Raw genomic sequence first — 18,955 nt, 5'->3', positions numbered from 1 at the left:
TGCTCTGGGCCCTGCTGCGCGACGGGCGGACCTTCACCCCAGCCGCGCCACAACCCGCTACCGCTGCGGCTTGACACGGTCATTCAGATTCCTTCCCGTCGGCGACAGCTTCACCCCACACTTCGCCGAAGGTCCGGAACTTCTTCCCTACCCGATCGGCCAGGGCCGCTGCGGCGGGCGGAGCCGTTCGTATGCCGCCGCGGCGCGGAGGACGCCGAGGTCGTCGAAGCGGCGGCCGGCGAGCTGGAGGCCGATCGGCCGGCCGTCGTCGGTGTAGCCGCAGTTCACCGACGCCGCGGGCTGGCCGGACATGTTGTACGGCACGGTGAACGCGATGTGCTCGAACGGCCGGGCCGGGTCGTTCGTCGGAGACGCCCACTCCGCCGGCGGCGCCGCGACCGGGCTGGTCGGCGACAGGACGACGTCGAACGCCGAGGTCGCGCGCAGGGCCGCCACACTCATCACGTCGATCTGGGCGAAGCCGCGGTAGACGGCCACGCCGGACGCATCCGCGCCACCCGCCGCCCAGTCCGCGATGTACGGCAGGACCTTGGCTCGGCGCTCCGGCGGCAGGTTCATCAGGTCCGACCAGGCCCGCGTGCGCCAGAAGACGTCGAGGCCTTCGAGCATGCCGCGGGTGAGGAACGGCTCGACCGGCTCGACGACCGCGCCCGCCGCTTCGAAGGCCCGGGCCGCCGCGGTGACGGCGTCGCGGATCGCCGGGTCCACCGGGAGGCCGACCCCGGCGTCGAGCTGCAGACCGACGCGCAGGCCGGCCGGCGAAAGGTCCAGCGAAGCCCAGTCGAGCTCCGCCGGCGGCAGGCACAGGTGGTCGCGCGAGTCCGGGCGCGAGAGCACGCTCATCAGCAACGCCGTGTCGGCGACCGTGCGGGTCATCGGGCCGGCGACCCGGCCCAGGAACGGCGGGACGACCGGCACCCGGCCGAAGCTCGGCTTCAGGCCGGCCAGCCCACACCAGCCCGCGGGCAGCCGGATCGAGCCGCCGATGTCCGTGCCGACGTGCAGCGGGCCGTACCCGGCGGCGGCCGCGGCGCCGGCGCCCGCGCTGGACCCGCCGGGCGTGGCCGAGAGCTGCCACGGGTTGCGGGCCGTGGTGTGGAAGCTCGACAGCCCGGACGTCAGCATCCCGAAGTCCGGCATGGTCGTCTTGGCCAGCAGGACACCGCCGGACTCGCGGATCCGGGCCGCCACCGGGGCGTCGTCGGTGGCCGGCACCAGGTCCGTCACCGCCGTGCCGAGCGGCACCGGCGTGCCGCGGGTGGCGATGTTCTCCTTGATGGTGAGCGGGACGCCGTCGATCGGGCCCAGCGGTTCGCCGGCCGCCCAACGAGCTTCGGACGCCTTCGCGTCTTCGCGAGCTGCTGAAGGGTCGTACGCGTACAACGCGTGCAGCTCCGGCTCTCGCGCTTCGATGCGCGCGACAACGGCTTCGGTCACCTCGACCGGCGAGAGCGTCTTCGCGCGGTATTGCGCGACGAGTTCGACGGCGGTCAGGTCAGGCAGCTCGGTCATGAGCGCTCCTCACGAGGCAGGCGGGTCGAAGCGGCCGTCGACGGCGGTCCAGCCACCGTCCACCGCCAGCACTGAGCCGGTCACGAACGACGAAGCGTCCGAAGCGAGGTACACGACGGCTCCGGCGAGCTCTTCCGGACGCGCCCAGCGGCCCAGCGCCCCCTTCGTCGCGTACGCGTCGTACCACTCTGGGTTCGCCTTGATCTGGGCGGTCAGCGGCGTCTCGACGACGCCGGGGGCGATCGCGTTCACCCGGACCCCGGCCGGGCCGAACTCCGCGGCGGCCGTCCGGAACAGCTGGACGAGCCCCGCTTTCGTCGCCGCGTACGGGCCCTGGCCGGGCTCGACGGTCGTGCCGCGGATCGACGAGAAGCCGATGATGCTCCCCCGCCCGCGCGCGACCATGTCGGCGCCGAAGACCCGCACGACCTCGAACGTCACGCCGAGGTTCAGCGCGAGGACGCGGTCGAACTCCTCCCGCGTGTAGTCGAGGAGCCGCTTGCGGACGTTCATCGCGGCGGTCAGCACGACGACGTCCTGCGGCCCGAGGTCGGACGCGGCCTTGTCCAGGGCACCCGGTTCGAGCAGGTCGAGTTCGTACGCCTCGCCGACGCCCGCCTCCCGCGCGGCTTCGAGGTCGCGGTCGGCGCAGACCACGTCGGCGCCGTGCGCGGCCAAGGCACGCGCGGCTTCGCGGCCGATGCCGCCCGCGCCGAGCACGACGGCCCGCCGTCCGTCGAGCCGGAACAACGTCGAGTAGTTCACGGGCGCAGCACCGCCATCCTCGTCACGGTCAGTTCCTCGACGGCGAACCGCGGCCCTTCGCGGCCGATGCCGGAGTCCTTCACGCCGCCGTACGGCATGGTGTCCGAGCGGAAGCCGGGCACCTCGTTGACGACGACCCCGCCGACCTCCAGTTCGTCGAGCGCGCGGAACGCCGTGTGCAAGGACTTGCTGTAGACGCTGGCGTGGAGGCCGTACCGGGACGCGTTGACCGCGGCGAAGGCTTCGTCCACATCGGACACCGTGCGCACGCAGACGACCGGGCCGAAGATCTCCTCGTCCCAGGCTTCGACGCCGTCCGGGACGTCGAGGAGGACGGTCGGCCGCAACACCGTGCCCTCGACACCCCCGCCGAACCGGCGGCCGCCGGCCTTCTCGATCCACGCGGCTACGCGGTCGGTGGCCGCCGGGTCGATCAGCGCGGACACCCGCGTCTTCTCGTCGCGCGGATCGCCGACGACGACCTCGTCGAGCCGCGCGAGCAGCCGTTCGGTGAACTCCGCAGCCACCGACGAGACGACCAGGACCCGCTGCACCGAGATGCAGGCCTGGCCGGACGCGTAGAACCCGCCGCGCAGCACGGCGTCCACGGCCGCGTCGAGGTCGGCGTCTCCGGCCACCACGAGCGCCGCGTTCGAGCCCAGCTCCAGCAGGGTTTTCGTCGGGGCCGCGTCGCGGGCGATGCGGTGCCCGACCGCGGCCGAGCCGGTGAACGAGACCGCGCCGATCCGGCGGTCCGTCGTCAGCGCGGCACCCACCGAAGCATCGCCGGTGACCAGCTGGACCAGGGCGGGCACGGGCGCGAGCGAGCGCACGAGGTGGACCAGCCGGAGCGTGGCCAACGGCGTCTGGGGCGCGGGCTTGACGATCACCGGGCAGCCCGCGGCGATCGACGGGGCGATCTTGTGGGACGCCAGCAGCAGCGGGTAGTTGAAGCCCGCGATGCCGACGACGACGCCGATCGGCTTGCGCTTCCAAAACCCGACCAGGCCGTCGCCGGACGGCAGGAGGTCGAGCGGCACGGTCTCCCCGTGCAGCCGGGAGACCTCTTCGGCGGCGGCTTCCCAGGTGACGATCGTGCGTGCGACCTCGACGCGGCAATCGACCAGCGGCTTGCCGGTCTCCAGCACGAGCAGGTTCTCGAACTCCTCGCGGCGGGACCGGATCGCCGCAGCGACGTCGTTGAGCAGCGACCGCCGAACCCGCGAAGGCAGCGAAGCCACTTCGCGCGCGACGGCGACAGCCTCGTCGACGGCCCGGCGCGCGAGCGAAGGCGTGCCGACCGGCGCGGTGCCGACCACGCTCCCGTCGTAGGGGAAAACGATTTCTTCGGTATCCACAGTGGACACCCAGCCGTCGCCGATCGGCAGGCCATCGGGGTACTCAGCCATCGTCACCTCCGCGCAGCCGGGCGAGTTCCGCGCGCAGGTTCGGCGCGGCTTCGAGGAGTTCCCGCGTGTAATCGTGCCGGGGCGCGTCGTAGACCTGGCCGACGTCGCCGAGCTCGACGATCTCGCCGCGGCGCATCACCGCGACCCGGTCACAGACGTGCCGGACGACGCCGAGGTCGTGCGACACGAAGATCAGGGTGAGCGCGAACTGCTCCACCAGCGCATCGAGCAGGTCGAGGATCTGGCCGCGCACGGAGACGTCGAGGGCGCTGACCGGCTCGTCGGCGATCAGCACGCTCGGGTTCGGCGCCAGCGCGCGGGCGATCGAGATCCGCTGCCGCTGGCCGCCGGAGAACTGGTGCGGGTAGCGCCCCGCCGTGTCCGCGGGCAGGCCGACGGCGGCGAGCAGCTCGGCAACGCGGTCCGGCTCCCGGCGCCCGAGCGGCTCGGAAACGATGTCGAGGACACGCATCCGCGGGTCGAGCGAGCCCATCGGGTCCTGGAAGACGATCTGCAGTTCCGAGCGCAGGAAGCCGAGGCGGCGTTCCGGCAGGCTGTCGATCCGCCGACCTTGGAACGACACCGTGCCGGCGGTCGGCTTGTCGAGCGCCGCCAGCAGCCGGACCAGCGTCGACTTGCCGGAACCGGACTCCCCGACGATGCCGAACCGCTGCCCGGCCTCGACGTCGAAGCTGACACCGCGCAAGGCGTGCACGTTCCGCCGGGCGTACCGGCGTTCGAGGTCGCGGACTTCGATGATGCTCATCGGCGCGCCTCCAGGTCCGAAGCATCCAGGAGTTTTCGCGTGTAGGCGTGCGACGGCGATGTCAGCACTTCGCGCGTCGAGCCCGCTTCGACGATCTCGCCGTCCAACATCACCAGCACGCGCTCGCACACCGAAGCCACGACAGCGAGGTCGTGCGTGATGAACAGCAACGCGCTCTCGGCGGGCAGTGACGTCTTGATGAGCGCAAGGATCTGGGCCTGCACGGTGACGTCGAGGGCGGTCGTCGGCTCGTCGCAGATCAGCAGCGACGGCTCGTTGGCCAGGGCCATCGCGAGCACGACCCGCTGCCGCTGGCCGCCGGAGAGCTGGTGCGGGTACGCGCGGGCCGTGTCCGGCAGGCCCACCGCGTTCAGGAGGTCCTCGGCGCGGTGCCGGCGGCCGTGGATCCGGCCGGGCTCGGTGACCTGGCGGCCGACGCGCATGGCCGGGTTCAACGCCGTCATCGGCTCCTGGAACACCATGGCCAGCTCGTCGCCGCGCAGCCGGGACAAGTCCTTTTCGGACATTTCGAGCAGCTCGCGGCCGTTCAGGGTCACCGAACCGGACGCCGGCAGCTCCTCGGGCAGCAGGCCCATGATCGACAACGCCGTCAGCGACTTCCCGGAGCCGGACTCGCCGATCAGGCCGACGCGCTCGCCGGCGCCGATCTCGAAGGAGACGTCCCGGACGAGAGAAGAAACGCCGAGGCCACGCACCGAGAGCGTCATACGCGGGCCGCCAATCGGGGGTCCAGGCGGTCGCGCAGGCCGTCGCCGAGGAGGTTGAAGCCGAGCACGGCGACGGCGATCGCGATGCCCGGCACCAGCGCCAGCCGCGGCTGCACGGTCAGCAGCTCCTGGGACTCCTGCAGCATCCGCCCCCACGACGGGGTCGGCGGCCGGGTGCCGAAGCCGAGGAACGACAGGGCCGCTTCGGCGAGGACGGCGATCGCGAACGACACCGACGCCTGCACGATCAGCAGGCCGGAGATGTTCGGCAGCACGTGCCGCACGGCGATGTTCAGCCGCGACCGGCCGCCCGCGCGGGCCGCCAGCACGAACTCGGTGCTCATCACCTGCAGCGTCCCGGACCGGGCGATCCGCGCGAACGACGGGATGGTCGCGATGCCGATGGCGACCATGGCGGTCAGCGTGTCCGCCCCGAACACCGCGCCGAACATGATGGCCAGCAGCAGCGCCGGGAAGGCGAGCACGAGGTCGTTGACGCGCATGACGAACTCGCCGAGCCACCGCGGTGACATCCCGGCCAGGATGCCCAGCGGCGTCCCGATCACCGCGGCGATGCCGACCGCGACGACTCCGACGTACAACGTCGTGCGGGCGCCGACCATGAGCTGGCTCAGCAGGTCGCGGCCGAACTTGTCGGTGCCGAACCAGTGCGAGCCGGTGAAGCCGAGCAGCCGGTGGGCCGCGTCGACCTTCACCGGGTCGAACGGCGTCCACGCGAACGACAGCAACGCGGCCAGCACGACCAGGCCGACGAGCACCCCGCCCAGCACCAGATTGCGCATCACGAACCTCGCAATCGGGGGTCGAGCACGGTGTAGAGGACGTCGACGACGAAGTTGACCAGCAGCACGCCCACCACCAGGACCAGCACGATCCCCTGCACGGTCAGCAGGTCACGCGCGGAGACGGCGTCCAGCAGCATCGAACCGAGGCCGGGCAGCACGAACACGCGCTCGACGACGACCGCACCGATCAGCAGCGTCGCCAGCTGCAGGCCGAGCACGGTGACCACGGGCACCGACGCGTTGCGCAAGCCGTGACGCACCAAGGCCTGTCCCGGGCGGAGGCCTTTGGACCGCGCGGTGCGCAGGTAGTCCTGGCCGAGCGTGTCGAGCACGGCGGAACGCACGTAGCGCGTCAACACCGCGCCCTGCACCAGGCCGAGCGACAACGCCGGGAGGATCAGCCCGCGGACGAACTCGCCGAAGTCCTGGTTCGGCGGTGTCCAGCCCCCCGAAGGCAGCCAGCGCAGCTGCACGGCGAAGATCTGCACGAGGATGATCCCGGCCAGGAACGCGGGGATCGCGACACCGATCTGCGACAGCCCCGAGACGCTCGCGCCCGACGCCTTCCGGTGCTTCACCGCGGCGAACGTCCCGGCCGGCACCGCGATCACGAGTGCCACCAGCATGCCCGCGCCGACGAGCCAGAGCGTCACGCCCAGGCGGTCGAGCAGCTGCGGGCCGATCGCGTCGCGCGTGACGTACGAGCGGCCGAAGTCGCCGCGGAGGACGCCGCCGATCCAGTCGAGGTACTGCGTGACCAGCGGGCGGTCGATGCCGAACTCGGTGCGCGTCTTGGCCAGCAGCTCCGGCGTCGCGTTGACGCCGAGCGCGACCTGCGCCGGGTCGCCCGGCAGCACGGCCATGAAGAGGAACACCACGATCGACGCGGCCAGCACGCTGACCACGAAGATCGCCACCCGGCGCAGCACCCTGGCCGTCATCGCGGCGCCAGCCCGGTGAGGTCGAACGACTCGCTGACCTGGTTCCGGACGAACCCGCCGACCTTGGCCTTCGCGACGATCACGTTGGGGAACAGGAACAGCCAGTCGGCGGCCGCGTCGGTGTTCAGCTGCCGCGCCACCTGCTTCATGTCCGCGACCTGCTGCTCCGGCGTCCCGCTGTCGGCCTCGGCGAGCAGCTGCTGGACGCGCTTGCTGTCGTAGCCCCAGTAGTACTTCGGCTTCCCGAACGTCGTGATGTCCCTGGCTTCGACGTGCTGGATGATCGACAGGTCGTAGTCGTGGTCGGTGAACACCTGCTTGAGCCACACCGCCGGGAAGTCGAGCGGCTCGATCGTGGTCCGGACGCCGACGTCGGCGAGCTGCGATTGGACGACCTGGGCGGCCGAAACCGCGTACGGCAGGTTCGGGATCCGCAGCCGCAGGCTCAAGTTCGTCGCGCCGGCTTCGGACAGCAGCGCCTTGGCGCGCGCGGGATCGAAGCGGTAGGCGTTCGACAGGTCCTCGTACCAGGGGTCGGTCGGCGGGACCATGCTGCCGATCAGCGTGCCGCGGCCGGCCCACGCCGTGTCCAGCAACGCCTTCCGGTCGATCGCGTAGGTCAGGGCCTGGCGCACGCGGACGTCGTTCAGCGGCGGCCGCGCGTTGTTCATGGCGAGGGTGACCTCGGAGTTCGTCGTGCCCTGGACGACCTGGAACCGGTCGTCGGCTTGGAACTGCGGGATCGAGTCGGGCGCGGTGATCGCGGAGATGACGTCGATGCCGTTGCTGAACAACGCGTTGTTCAGCGCGGTCGGGTCCTTGATGTACTTGAGGACCACCGTCGAGTACGCCGGTTTCCGGCCCCAGTAGGCGGGGTTCGCCGTCAGCACCACCGAGTCGCCGCGCTTGCGGGCCGAGACGACGTACGGCCCGGTGCCGACCGGCTTGTTCGCCAGGTCGGCGACGCCGGTCGGGCTGAACATCGCGCCGAGCCGGCTGGTGAGGCTGAACAGCCAGCCGTTGGACGGCTTCGACAGCACCACCCGCGCGTGGTCCGGTGCCACGACGTCGACGTGGTCGACGACGTCCATGGTCGCCTTGATCGAGATCGTCCAGCCGGTCTTCACGCGCATCAGGGAGAACTTGACGTCCTCGGCGGTGAAGGGGGCGCCGTTGCTGAACTTGACGCCTTGCTGCAGCTGGAAGTCGTAGGTCTTGCGGTCCGGGCTGATCGTCCAGGACTTCGCGAGCAGCGGGACGACCTTGCCCTGCGCGTCGAGCTTCACCAGGCCTTCGTAGACGTTGTAGAGCAAGGCCTGCGGGATGGCGGCACCGTCGGTGCGGGTGAAGTCGAAGTTCGCCGGTTCCGCCGTGAAGCCGACGGAAAGCGTGCCCGGACCGGCGGAAACGCTCGCCGACGAGCCGGCCGAGCAGCCGGACACCACCAGCAGCAGCGCCGCTGCCACCACGGGAATCCGGGCTTTCATTCGGCCTCCAGACAAGTACACTGGTCTGACCAGTAGCCTGCACCGAGCGGACGACGAGGTCAAGGGATGCGGTTCGAACCGGTGGCTCCGGTCCGCGCGTACGAGCGGGTCGTCGAGCAGATCGAGCAGGCCGTGGTGAGCGGCGCGCTCAAGCCGGGGGAACGCTTGCCGAGCGAGCGCGAGCTGATGACGCAGTTCGGCGTCGGCCGCTCGACGATCCGCGAAGCCCTGCGCGTGCTGCAGGCGGCCGAGATGATCCGGTCGCGGCCCGGGGACCCGCGCGGCCCGGAGGTGCTGGCCGCCTCGCCCGCCGCGCTGCACCGCTCGATGCACCGGCTCGCGCGCGCCGACCACGTCGGGCTCGCCGAACTGCTGCAGTTCCGGATGATCCTCGACGGCTCGGCGCACCTGCTCGCCGCCGAGCTCCGCACCGAGGACGACCTGACCGGCCTCGACGCGGCCCTGGAGTCGATGCGCGAAGGCGTCTCCCGCGGCTATGCCGAGTTCAGCCGCGCCGACGTCGCGTTCCACGAGGTGATCGCCCGCATCTCCCGCAATCCCCTGCTGGTGGTCAGCGAAGAAGTCGTGCGCGGGGTCGTGCTGGAACTGATCGAGGACAAGCTCGAGCACGCCAGCAACCGGACGTCGCTGATGCGCGCCTGGCTCGCCCACCACGCCGAGGTGCTCGACGCGATCCGCGCGGCCGACGGCGGCGGCGCGGCCCACCTCGCGAAGCAGGCGTTGTACGACAACTACGCCGAATACGTCCCCGCCGGGCAACGGCCCCTGCTCACCCCGTTGCTGCAGTCCTAAACTCGGCCGCGTGGACTCGGCGAAACGGGACGGGGTCGGCCTCGCGCTCTCGGGCGGCGGCTACCGCGCAATGCTCTTCCACGCCGGCGCGCTCTGGCGGCTCAACGAGCTCGGCTGGCTGCCGAAGCTGACCACCGTCTCCAGCGTCTCCGGCGGTTCGATCGCGGCGGGGGTGCTGGCGCACGCGTGGAACAAGCTGTGGTTCGGCGCGGACGGCGTCGCGGAGAACTTCGGCAAGGAGGTCGTGGCGCCGATCCGGAAGCTGGCCCGCACCCACCTCGACGTCCCGGTCACGCTCAAGGCGATGGTCATGCCGTGGCGCAGCGCGGGCGAAGAACTCGCGCGCCGCTACGCGAAGCACCTCTTCGGCGACTGCCGCCTCGCGGACCTCGACCCGGCCGGGCCGAACTTCGTGTTCACCGCGACCAGCCTGCAGGACGGCTCGCTGTGGTGGTTCTTCCGGCAGCCGGGCCCGCACGGGCAGGTCCCGCTCGCCACCGCGGTCGCCGCGTCCTCGGCGTTCCCGCCGCTGCTCTCGCCGGTGGTGATCCCGGATCCGGCCAAGCCGGACCGCAGGATCGTGCTGAGCGACGCGGGCGTGTACGACAACCTCGGTCTCGACCCGATCGAAAACCAGCGGGCGACCGTCCTGGTCAGCGACGCAGGGAAGAAGATGAAGCACGAAGCCAAGCCCGCGCACAACTGGCCGATGCAGCTGCTGCGCGTGCTGACCGTGATGGACAACCAGGTCCGCGAGCTGCGCACCGGCTCGCTGCTGAAGTCCTACGAGGACAAGACGTACGCCGGGACGTACTGGGCGACCTACAGCGACATCGAAAACTTCGAACTGCCGGACGCGCTGCCGGCCCCGGTCGAGCAGACCCGGCGGCTCGCCGAGACGAAGACCCGGCTGACCAGGTTGCCCGAGAACGTGCAGGACAACCTGATCAACTGGGGGTACGCCGTCTGCGACGCGGGTATGCGCCGCTGGGTGTGCCCGGGCACCGGGCTGAAGCCGGAGTTCCCGTACCCGGGCTCAGGCGTCGGCTAGCTTCGCGTAGACGATGACGTTGTCCTTGTAGCTGTGCTCGGCGTGGTCGAACGCGCCACCGCAGGTGATCAGGCGCAACTGCGGCTTGTCGCTGTTGCCGTAGACCGCGTCCCGCGGGAACGTCTCCTTCGGCACCTGCTCCACGCGCTCGACGACGAACTTCAGCTTCTTGCCGTCGCTGCGGTCGACGTCGACCTCGTCACCCGGCGCGAGCTCCTTCAGCTTGAAGAAGATGCCGGGCTTCTTGTCGCCGTCCACGTGGCCGAGCAGGACCGCCGGACCGGTCTCGCCGGGCACCGGCGACATCTTGTACCAGGCCGCCTGCATCGGCGTGTGCACCGACGGGACCGAGATCCCGCCGTCGGCCTTCGGCAGCACCGAGACCAGCGACGACTGCGCACCGATCTTCGGGATGTTCAGCTGCGTCGGGCGCAGGCCGGCGAACGGCTTGGTCACCGGCGGCGGGGCCGGCGCGGACGACGACGGGGCTGCCGCCTGCGGATCCGGGGTCCCGCAGGCGGTCAGGGCGAAGGACAGCGCCAGGGCGGCCGCGAGAACGCGGCCGCCGCGGCGGAACTGCGTGGTCATGCGGTCAGGACCGGGCCGTCGCGCCGCCGCCGGTCTCGACGCCGCCGGCCTTCGGGGTCACCTTGACCTGGCCGCCGACGGTGGCCGAGCCGCCGCCGTGCCCGACCGGGCGGGTGACCGGCTTGCCCTCGCACACCCAGGAGACCTGCGTGTCGTCGGACAGGTGCTTGCCCTCGTTCAGCTGGATGTCGAAGCCCCAGTAGCGGCCGTCCGCGCCGTCCTGGAACGGGCCGGCGGCCACGGTGAAGTCGTTGGCCCGGACGTCCCGCGGCTCGCCCGCCTTGCAGGCGATGACCAGGATGCCGGCGCCGCCGTCGAACTCCCACGCGTACGCGACGTCGTCGATGTAGTCGTCACCGTGCGGGAACGGGTCGGTCGGCTCGGTGGTCGGCGTGGTGGGCTTGGTCGGCTTGCCCGAGGTCGGCGTGCCGGTGCCGGTGGACGTCGGCTCGGACGTCGGCTGGCTCGAGGTCGGCTGGCCCGAGGTGGGCTCCGAGGACGCGGTGCTGGTCGGCGCCTCCGTCGTCGTCGGCGTGCCGCTGGTGGCCGTGGGCGCGGCTTCGGTCGTCGAAACGACCGGAGCCTCCTGCGCGAGCGCGGCCGGCGAAACGGTGAGCGTGAGCAGGGCCCCCGCGAGCACAGCGCCCGCGAGACGGCCCAGGGTCTTCTTCAAGGTGACTCCCAGGGAAGGAAACGCGCAATGACCCCCACTACGCGAGCCGCCCGGTGCTCCGAAGCACAAGATCAGGCGACTCGGACATCCTGCCCCATTACTGGTATGTACCGGAAACCATTTATACGTGAAGAAGACCACTGCGGAAACCGGTAACGTTCGGGCCCAGCGAAATCCACATCGGACAGTGACCCCGGCAGCGCTTTCAGCCCGCGAGCTTCGCGTAGACGACGATGTTGTCCTGGTAGCTGTGTTCGGCGTGGTCGAACGCCCCACCGCAGGTGATGAGCCGCAGTTCCGGTTCGCTGCTGTTCCCGTAGACGGCGTCGCGCGGGAACGTTTCCTTCGGGACCTGGGTGACGCGGTCGACGACGAACTTCAGCTTCTTGCCGTCGCTGCGGTCGATGTCCACCTCGTCACCGGGTGCGAGGTCCTTCAGCTTGAAGAAGATACCCGGTTTCTTGTCGCCGTCGACGTGCCCGAGCACGATCGCCGGACCGACGTCGCCGGGCACCGGCGAGAGTTTGTACCAGGCGGCCTGCATCGGCGTGTGCACCGACGGCACGGAGATCGAACCGTCCGGCTTCACGGCGACCGCGAGCAGGCTGGACTCCGCGCCGATCTTCGGGATCTTCACCGAGTTCGGGCGCAGTCCCTTGAACGGCACGGTCACCGGCACCGAAGACGGAACCGGAGCGGGTGGCGCGGCTTTCGGCGGCTCGGCGGTGCCGCACCCGGCCAGGGCCAGCACCAGGGCGAGCGCGACGCCCGCCCGGCGGACCGTCACCGGGCCGTGCCGCCGAAGCCGGTCTCGACCCCGCCCTTGGGCGCGACCTTGACCTGGGCCTTCGGAGCGGCGTTGCCGGCGGGCGCGGAGCTGGTCGCGGTGGTGACCGGCGCGGTGCTCGACGGCGCCGAGCTGGTCGTGGTCGTGGTCGTCGGCGGCGCCTCCTGCTCGAACTCGACGATCCCGTTGCCTTCGACGCCGGCACAGGTCCAGCTGAACTTGGCGGTGGTCGTGCCGGCCGGGGCGTCGACGACGCGCACCGAGTAGTTCCACAGGCGGCCGTCGGCCTCGTCCTGGTCGGGGCCGCCGGTGACGCTCAGGTACTGGGTGGCCACTCCGCTCGGCTTCCCGGCCGCGCAGGCGATGACGAGGACGCCTTCACCGCCGAGACCGACGAAGCCGTGCCCGACGTTGTCCTGGTAGTCGTCCTTCGGCGGTTCGGCCGATTCCGGCGCCGAGGAAGTGGTCTTCGGGCTCGTCGTGGTGCCCTTGGGCTTCGCCGGGGCCGAAGTGGTCCCGGTGGTCGTGACCGGTGCGGACGGCTCGCTTGTCGCCGTCGTGGTCGTCGTCGTGACCGTGGTGGTCGTGGGCTCCGAAGTGGACGTCGTGGTTTCCGTGGGTGACGTGCTGGTTTCCGTCTGTGCCAGCGCGGCGGGCGTGGCGGCGAAGGTGGCGAGCGCACCCGCGAAAACAACTCCGGCGACCCTGCTCAGCGTTCTGCCCACGATGCCACTCCCAACGCGTTGACCTGCGATGTCGCGACTATCGACGATTCGGCGGCCTGCGTTACTCCGGTAGGGCGATCACCAAGTCGTCCCAAAGGTCGTCGGGATCTTCCAGGCCGACGCTGAACCGGATCAGCCCGGGCGGGACGCGCTCCTCGCCCGCCAGCCAGGCCCGCCGCTCGACCAGGCTCTCGACGCCGCCGAGGCTGGTCGCCGACCGGATCAGCCGGACCGACGCGCAGAAGCGGTCCGCCGTCTCGGCGTCGGCGAGCTCGAAGGCGACCATCATCCCGAAGCCCGGGTAGCGCACCCGCCGGACCGCGGGGTGCCCGCCGAGCCGCTCGGCCAGCAGGGCGGCGGTACGGGACTGCTCCGCGAGCCGGACGGGCATGGTCCGCAGCCCCCGCAGCGCGAGCCAGGCTTCGAGGGCGCCCGGCGTCGACCCGACCCGCGTCCGCGCGCCCTTCAGCTCCTCGGCGACGGCCGGGTCCTTGGCGACGGTGATGCCGAGCAGCAGGTCGCTGTGCCCGCCGATGAGCTTGGTCGCGCTGTGCACGACGACGTCCGCGCCCAGCTCGAGGGGGCGCTGCTGCAACGGCGTGGCGAAGGTGTTGTCGACGACGACCCGGCCGCGCGCGGCGGCGGCGATCGGCTCGATGGCCATCACGTCGAGGGTCGGGTTGGTCGGCGACTCCAGCCAGACCAGGTCCGACGTCGCGGCCTCGGCCACCCAGGCCGCGGTGTCGGTCGGCTCCAGCTCGGTGACGGCGAGCTTGCCGAGCTTCTGCGCGTGGGCGAGCACGCCGCGCGTGACGGCGTAGCTGAACGTCGGGACCACCACCCTGGACCCGACCGGCAGCAGGTCCAGCACCGCGGACAGGGTGGCGACGCCGGACGCGAAGGCCGTCGCGTGGCCGCCTTCCAGCGCTCCGACGGCTTCCTCGAGCGCGTGCCAGGTCGGCGTCCCGTCCCCGCGCGCGTACGCGAAGTCGCCACCGGCCTGGTACGTGCTGGTGGCGACGAGCGGGGTGTTCAGCGGCTCACCGGGACCGTGCGGCCGGCCGGCGGCGATGGCCTTGGTGCGAGGCGTCCAGTCGTCCATGCGCCTCACGATAAGGGGAGGCTGGGGCACTCACGCGTCCGCGAGCGCCCCAGCCGGGCTTTTCAGTGGGCGTACACCTCGAACTCGTACAGCGAGTAGCCGTACTTCGTGCCGCGCTGGACGCCCTGCATCTTGACGAACCGGGCCGTCGTCGTAGCGAACGAGACGTTGTCCCGCCCGCCGTCGCCGTCGGTCACCACGGCCGCGTCCGTCCAGTGCACCGCGTCCGGCGAGAGCTGGATCTTGTAGCTCTTGCCGAAGGCGGCTTCCCAGTCGAGCAGCACCCGCGAAACCTGCTGGACCGAGCCGAGGTCGACGGTGATCGCCTGGTCGTCGCTCCAGTCGCTGGCCCAGCGGGTCGAGGCGTTGCCGTCGATCGCGTTCGACGCCGGCGAGTTGTAGAAGCCGGACTCGGCGCTCGTGGCGCTGACCGTCTTCGCCGCCGCCAGGTTGGCGATGTTGTCGCCGCGGTGCGCCGCGTACTCGACGACCTGCTGGAACGTCGGGCGGTTCTGCCAGCTGATCTTGTCCTGCGTGATGCCGCCGAGCGGGTTCTGGATGATCGAGTCGGCGCACCACTGGTCGCCGGCCGAGCAGTTCGCGTCACCGGGGTAGACGGTGTTCGCGGTCTGGCCGGCGGCCGTGGTCAGCGAGTCGACGAGCGCCTGGCGGCACGCGGTGACGTCGCCGCCGCCGCAGAACGTCTGCGCGAGCGGGCCCGCGACCGGCTGGCCGAGCACCTGCCGGATGTCCTTGCTGACGTACCCCCACCAGCCGTACTGGAACGACGAACCCTTGTGGGGCTGGCCGGTGTGCTGGCCGTTGCCGTTCTGCCAGCCGGACGGGCTCTCGTTGATGCCGAGCACGCTCGTCATCGCGGTGTAGGCGTTGTCACCCATGCCCGGCTTGAACTCCGCCTGGACCAGCAGCGGCCACCAGGCGTCGAAGATGCGGATCGCGTCGGCGTCGGCGTAGGTCTTGCTGCCCGGCGAGGTCTCCTTGCGCAGGTGGCCGTTCGCGAGCCACGTCTTGAGCTTCGCCTCGGCGTCCGCCGCCGCGCCGGTGGTCGGCGTCTTGTCGAGCACCTGCAGCAGCAGCGGCAGGACGCGTTCGGCGCGCAGGTCGGCCAGTGCGGCGTCCGCCATCGCCTGGGTCAGGTTGACCCGGGTGACCTTGGTGCCGCTGGTGATCAGCTGCTTGACCCGCGAGTCGAGCAGGTCGACGCGGTGCACGGCGGACTTGTCCGCACCGGCCGCGGCGTACCCGTTGGCCTGGGCGTTGTTCCAGCTGACGTAGTAGTCCTGGTTGACCGACTGCGGGTGCTGCGCCGCCGGCGTGTAGTTCGCCAGGTTGCCCGCCGGGTTCCAGCCGATCCAGTCGTGGCCCTGGTCGCCCCACACCGGCATGTTCGGGTCCACATCGGACTGCCGGGCCGGGTTGGCGCCGGAGTTGAAGTAGGCGATGTCCTTGGAGTCGGCGTAGAACCAGTTGAACGTGTAGTTGATGTCGGCCGCGGCCTTCTGGAAGTCCGCCGCGGACTTGATGAAGGTCGGGTCGTTCAGCTCCTGGAAGCCGATGAGCGAGTCGACCTCGTGGAAGTAGGACGACCGCAGCGCCGAGTACGCCACCGGCTTGCCGCCGACGGTCGCCCGGCTCTGCACCGGCCCGTACTTGGTGCGGTAGCTGCGCAGGGTGTACGAACCCGCCGCGGTGCCGTCGGCGACCGTCGGCTTCCAGGCGTTCTTCACCTCGACGGTGTCCATCGGGATGCACTTGCCCTGGTAGGTGTAGTAGTTCGAGTCCTTCGTCGGCGTGCCGCCGTTGGGGTCGCACAGCTGCAGCGCGTAGGTGTCGACGATGTCCTGCGCCGACGTCGTCGCGCTCCACGAGTAGTCCTGGCCGCGGCCGAGGAGGGTGTACATGCTCAGCCCGGCGAAGGCCGCGCCGCGCGAGCTGATGCCCGGGCCCTGCAGTTCCTGCAGGAGCAGCAGCTGCGGGGCGAAGTACCCGGTCTGCGGGCCGAACACGGCGACCGGGTGGCCGCTGGCGGTCTTGGCGCCGGAGACGAGCAGCGCGTTGGACATGCCGTGCTTCTCGCTCAGCAGGTTGGCCGGCAGCACGCCGTTCTCGAACATCCCGCGGGCGGGCTCCTGCTCGGCGGGCGCGGCGACGTCCACAGTGGACGGCGTCGCGGTGGCGGCCGAGCCGGTCTTGTCGAACACCAGCTGCTGCGGCGTCACCGAGTTCTTGTCCGGCAGCGCGCGGCCGACGGCGTTGGCCGGCGTCTTGCCGTACGGGAAGGTCTGGCCGTCGTGCAGCGTCTTGACGGCTTCGGGGTCGTCCTCCGAGCGCAGGCTCTGCCACACCTTTTCGCCCTGCACGACGCCGTACTTCTCCTGCAGCGCCAGCTTCGCGATGGCGTTCTGGACCTCGCCGCCGCCGCCCGCGCCGAACTCGGCCCCGACCAGCGAGGCCAGCGCGACCAGGTCGGTCAGCTTGAACGGGTCGATCGAGCCGGCGTTGGTGATCGAGTCGACGTGCCCGGTCAGCACGTACTCGCCCGGGAAGTACCGGCCGTTGTAGGAGTCGGAGATGTACTTGTTGATGCCGTCGACGTAGGCCTGCGCGTCGGCGAGGCCCTGCGCGCCGCGCGGGCCGCTGGCGGCCGTGCGGTCGATCTGCTGCTGCAGCTCGGCTTCGGTGTACGGCGCGTTGGCGAAGAACTGCTGCTCGAGTTCGCGGTTGGCCTCGGCGCCACCGGCGAACGACGTCACCTGGCCGCGGGCGGCGTGCCGCAGCACGTCCATCAGCCACAGCCGGTCCTGGGCGGCCGCGTACCCGGCGCCGAACTCGGTGCCGGCGCGGGTGGTCCCGGTGATGTGCGGGACGCCCAGGGCCTTGTCCCGCACGATGGTGACGTCGGCCCGCGGCTTCGTCGTGCTCGCCACCTGGTCGGCCGGGACGCCGAACGAGGAGTCGTTGAAGTACTGGTTGATCGCGCCGGTGGTCAGCGTCTTGTAGCCGCCGGCCAGCGAGGCGTACTTGCCGAGCTGGTCGGCCGAGTGCGCCGGGCGGGTGCCGAACACCTTGTGCGCCAGGATTTCCGCGAGGGTGGCGCTGCCCTGTTCACCGGGCGGGAGGATGTCGCTGCACTGCCCCCCGCAGTAGTCGTCGGGCGACACGGCCGCCTGAGCGGCCGGCGCGGTGACGGCGACCTGGGTGAGCCCGGCCACGAGGGCCCCCAGTGCCGTTACGGTCAGGGCGCGGATGCGTCGTCGCATACCGGGCTCCCCTCAGTCCAGAAGAGTGACGAAGCGCACGCTACCGAGCAGTAGACTAAGTGTGAAGACTTTTCGCGTTTTTCCCCTCCTTGGGCGTAGTCCGATCGGCGCAGCCGGAACGGCGTGGGTACGGTGAGGCCCATGACCTTGGAAAAGCCCCTCATCGACCGCCCGGACGGACCTGCGCCGGCCGACCTCGAGATCACCGACATCACGGTCGGTGACGGCGCGGAGGCCACGGCGGGCAAGACCGTCACCGTGCACTACGTGGGTGTCTCGCACTCGACCGGCGAGCAGTTCGACGCGTCCTGGGACCGCGGCGAGCCGTTGCGCTTCGGCCTCGGTGCCGGCCAGGTCATCTCCGGCTGGGACCAGGGTGTCGCGGGGATGAAGATCGGCGGCCGCCGCAAGCTGGTCATCCCGCCGCACCTGGCCTACGGCGACCGCGGCGCGGGCGGCGTGATCAAGCCGGGCGAGACGCTCGTCTTCGTCGTCGACCTGGTCGGCGTGAACTAGTTCATTCCCGGCAAACCGGCCCCGGCATCCCCGCCGGGGCCGGTTTTTTGCTCCAAGCAGCGCCTTTGCGGCGCCCGAGCCGTCGCTACCCTCGCAAGTGATCACCGGCAGCCATCGCCGGTGCACGAAAAGGGGGGATCCACCGATGCGCGTTCGCGCAGTGTTTTCCGCTGCCCTGCTGACGTTGGCCGCCGGGCTCGCCACCGCGGCGCCGGCCTCGGCCGTGGCCAACGGCTCCGACGTCCCGGCCGGCCAGTTCGGCTTCGCCGCCAAGCTCACCATGACGAACATCCCCAGGCCCGATGGCACGAAGTACAACAGCGCGTGCTCCGGCGCCCTGATCGCGGCGAAGTGGCTCATCACCGCCGGTCACTGCTTCCACGACGCCAACCGCAACCGCGTCTCCGGCCCGGTGCCGTACCCGACGTCGGTGCTGCTCGGCACGGTGAACCAGAGCACGCCCGGGGTGGTCCGCAACGTCGTCACCGTCTACCAGGCGAGCGCGAACGACATCGCGATCGCCACCCTCGACGCGGACGTCACCGGCATCACCCCGCTGACGGTCAACCGGGTCACGCCGTCGGCCGGCCAGCTGCTGACCCTGGCCGGCTGGGGCAGCCTCACCGCCACCAACCCCACTCCGTCGACGAAGCTGCAGCAGGGCACCGTGAAGGTCGGCCAGGTCGCCGCTTCCACGCTCGGCGTGCAGGGCGTGGCCCCGACGTCGACGACGAGCGCCTGCGTCTACGACTCGGGTGCGCCCTACTTCGTCGCGGCCGGCTCCGGCGGCCAGCTCGTGTCGGTCGAGTCGTCCGGCCCGGACTGCCCGCACAACCAGCTCGAGACGACCTCGCGCGTGGACGTCGTCGCGGACTGGATCGCCGCCCACACCGGCTGAGCCCGCGGCCGGGCGTCACCCGGGTGACGCCCGGCCAGGGAATTCCCAGGACGGGAGGCGCGGCCCTAACGTCGGACGTCGACCAC

The 18,955-nt window shown here is 71.0% G+C and carries 18 protein-coding genes; 4 read left to right on the top strand and 14 right to left on the bottom strand.

The features are described 5' to 3' along the window. Positions 1-147: 147 nt before the first annotated feature. The 8 genes from ACWDN5_RS01875 to ACWDN5_RS01840 are packed head-to-tail and all read right to left on the bottom strand — an operon-like array spanning position 148 to position 8,435. Positions 148-1,533, bottom strand: a complete 1,386-nt coding sequence (locus ACWDN5_RS01875) for an amidase (protein WP_449673874.1) — start codon at positions 1,531-1,533, stop codon at positions 148-150. A gap of 9 nt (positions 1,534-1,542) precedes the next feature. Next, a complete protein-coding gene (locus ACWDN5_RS01870) occupies positions 1,543-2,298 on the bottom strand; it encodes an SDR family NAD(P)-dependent oxidoreductase (protein ID WP_310968281.1) in 756 nt (251 codons plus the stop codon). After that, positions 2,295-3,707, bottom strand: coding sequence for an aldehyde dehydrogenase family protein (locus tag ACWDN5_RS01865; protein WP_449673873.1), 1,413 nt, complete (start codon positions 3,705-3,707; stop codon positions 2,295-2,297). Before ACWDN5_RS01865 ends, ACWDN5_RS01870 begins: the two co-directional genes overlap by 4 nt. Then, positions 3,700-4,473, bottom strand: a complete 774-nt coding sequence (locus ACWDN5_RS01860; protein WP_449673872.1) for an ABC transporter ATP-binding protein — start codon at positions 4,471-4,473, stop codon at positions 3,700-3,702. The genes ACWDN5_RS01865 and ACWDN5_RS01860 overlap by 8 nt, the downstream gene beginning before the upstream one ends. Further along, positions 4,470-5,201 carry an ATP-binding cassette domain-containing protein gene (locus ACWDN5_RS01855; RefSeq protein ID WP_449673871.1) on the bottom strand — a complete coding sequence of 244 codons (732 nt, stop codon included), beginning with the start codon at positions 5,199-5,201 and terminating at the stop codon, positions 4,470-4,472. The genes ACWDN5_RS01860 and ACWDN5_RS01855 overlap by 4 nt, the downstream gene beginning before the upstream one ends. Next, on the bottom strand, positions 5,198-6,004 hold the full coding sequence (locus tag ACWDN5_RS01850; protein WP_310968285.1) for an ABC transporter permease: 807 nt from the start codon (positions 6,002-6,004) through the stop codon (positions 5,198-5,200). Before ACWDN5_RS01850 ends, ACWDN5_RS01855 begins: the two co-directional genes overlap by 4 nt. Then, on the bottom strand, positions 6,004-6,948 hold the full coding sequence (locus ACWDN5_RS01845) for an ABC transporter permease (RefSeq protein ID WP_449673870.1): 945 nt from the start codon (positions 6,946-6,948) through the stop codon (positions 6,004-6,006). The genes ACWDN5_RS01850 and ACWDN5_RS01845 overlap by 1 nt, the downstream gene beginning before the upstream one ends. After that, the gene (locus tag ACWDN5_RS01840) at positions 6,945-8,435 is read right to left on the bottom strand and encodes an ABC transporter substrate-binding protein (protein WP_449673869.1); all 1,491 of its coding nucleotides are present in this window, start codon (positions 8,433-8,435) and stop codon (positions 6,945-6,947) included. Before ACWDN5_RS01840 ends, ACWDN5_RS01845 begins: the two co-directional genes overlap by 4 nt. Before the next feature lie 66 nt (positions 8,436-8,501). Here ACWDN5_RS01840 and ACWDN5_RS01835 point away from each other — a divergent pair, with 66 nt between their 5' ends. Both ACWDN5_RS01835 and ACWDN5_RS01830 read left to right on the top strand, forming a co-directional pair. Continuing rightward, positions 8,502-9,248, top strand: a complete 747-nt coding sequence (locus ACWDN5_RS01835; protein ID WP_310968288.1) for a FadR/GntR family transcriptional regulator — start codon at positions 8,502-8,504, stop codon at positions 9,246-9,248. 10 nt (positions 9,249-9,258) lie between these two features. Continuing rightward, entirely contained in the window at positions 9,259-10,299 is a 1,041-nt protein-coding gene (locus ACWDN5_RS01830) for a patatin-like phospholipase family protein (RefSeq protein WP_449673868.1), read from the top strand. Here the strand turns inward: ACWDN5_RS01830 and ACWDN5_RS01825 are convergent. From ACWDN5_RS01825 to ACWDN5_RS01800, 6 genes are all read right to left on the bottom strand, one after another. After that, positions 10,285-10,887, bottom strand: coding sequence for a class F sortase (locus ACWDN5_RS01825; RefSeq protein WP_449673867.1), 603 nt, complete (start codon positions 10,885-10,887; stop codon positions 10,285-10,287). The genes ACWDN5_RS01830 and ACWDN5_RS01825 overlap by 15 nt on opposite strands. 4 nt (positions 10,888-10,891) lie before the next feature. Next, entirely contained in the window at positions 10,892-11,560 is a 669-nt protein-coding gene (locus ACWDN5_RS01820; protein ID WP_310968291.1) for a hypothetical protein, read from the bottom strand. A 205-nt stretch (positions 11,561-11,765) separates the two neighbouring features. Further along, on the bottom strand, positions 11,766-12,347 hold the full coding sequence (locus ACWDN5_RS01815; protein WP_449673866.1) for a class F sortase: 582 nt from the start codon (positions 12,345-12,347) through the stop codon (positions 11,766-11,768). Then, positions 12,344-13,072, bottom strand: coding sequence for a hypothetical protein (locus tag ACWDN5_RS01810; protein ID WP_449673865.1), 729 nt, complete (start codon positions 13,070-13,072; stop codon positions 12,344-12,346). Before ACWDN5_RS01810 ends, ACWDN5_RS01815 begins: the two co-directional genes overlap by 4 nt. Positions 13,073-13,133: 61 nt before the next feature. Further along, a complete protein-coding gene (locus tag ACWDN5_RS01805; RefSeq protein ID WP_310968294.1) occupies positions 13,134-14,174 on the bottom strand; it encodes a trans-sulfuration enzyme family protein in 1,041 nt (346 codons plus the stop codon). A 62-nt stretch (positions 14,175-14,236) separates the two neighbouring features. Then, positions 14,237-17,455 carry a penicillin acylase family protein gene (locus tag ACWDN5_RS01800; protein ID WP_449673864.1) on the bottom strand — a complete coding sequence of 1,073 codons (3,219 nt, stop codon included), beginning with the start codon at positions 17,453-17,455 and terminating at the stop codon, positions 14,237-14,239. A 141-nt stretch (positions 17,456-17,596) separates the two neighbouring features. Between ACWDN5_RS01800 and ACWDN5_RS01795 the strand changes: the two genes are divergently transcribed. Further along, entirely contained in the window at positions 17,597-17,971 is a 375-nt protein-coding gene (locus ACWDN5_RS01795) for an FKBP-type peptidyl-prolyl cis-trans isomerase (protein ID WP_310968296.1), read from the top strand. A gap of 145 nt (positions 17,972-18,116) precedes the next feature. Then, positions 18,117-18,869, top strand: coding sequence for a S1 family peptidase (locus ACWDN5_RS01790; RefSeq protein WP_310968297.1), 753 nt, complete (start codon positions 18,117-18,119; stop codon positions 18,867-18,869). The last annotated feature ends 86 nt before the right edge of the window (positions 18,870-18,955 follow it).

Source organism: Amycolatopsis sp. NPDC003731, assembly GCF_053586895.1.
The sequence above is the reverse complement of the archived record's forward strand: the minus strand, read 5'-3'. Positions and strand labels throughout refer to the sequence as shown.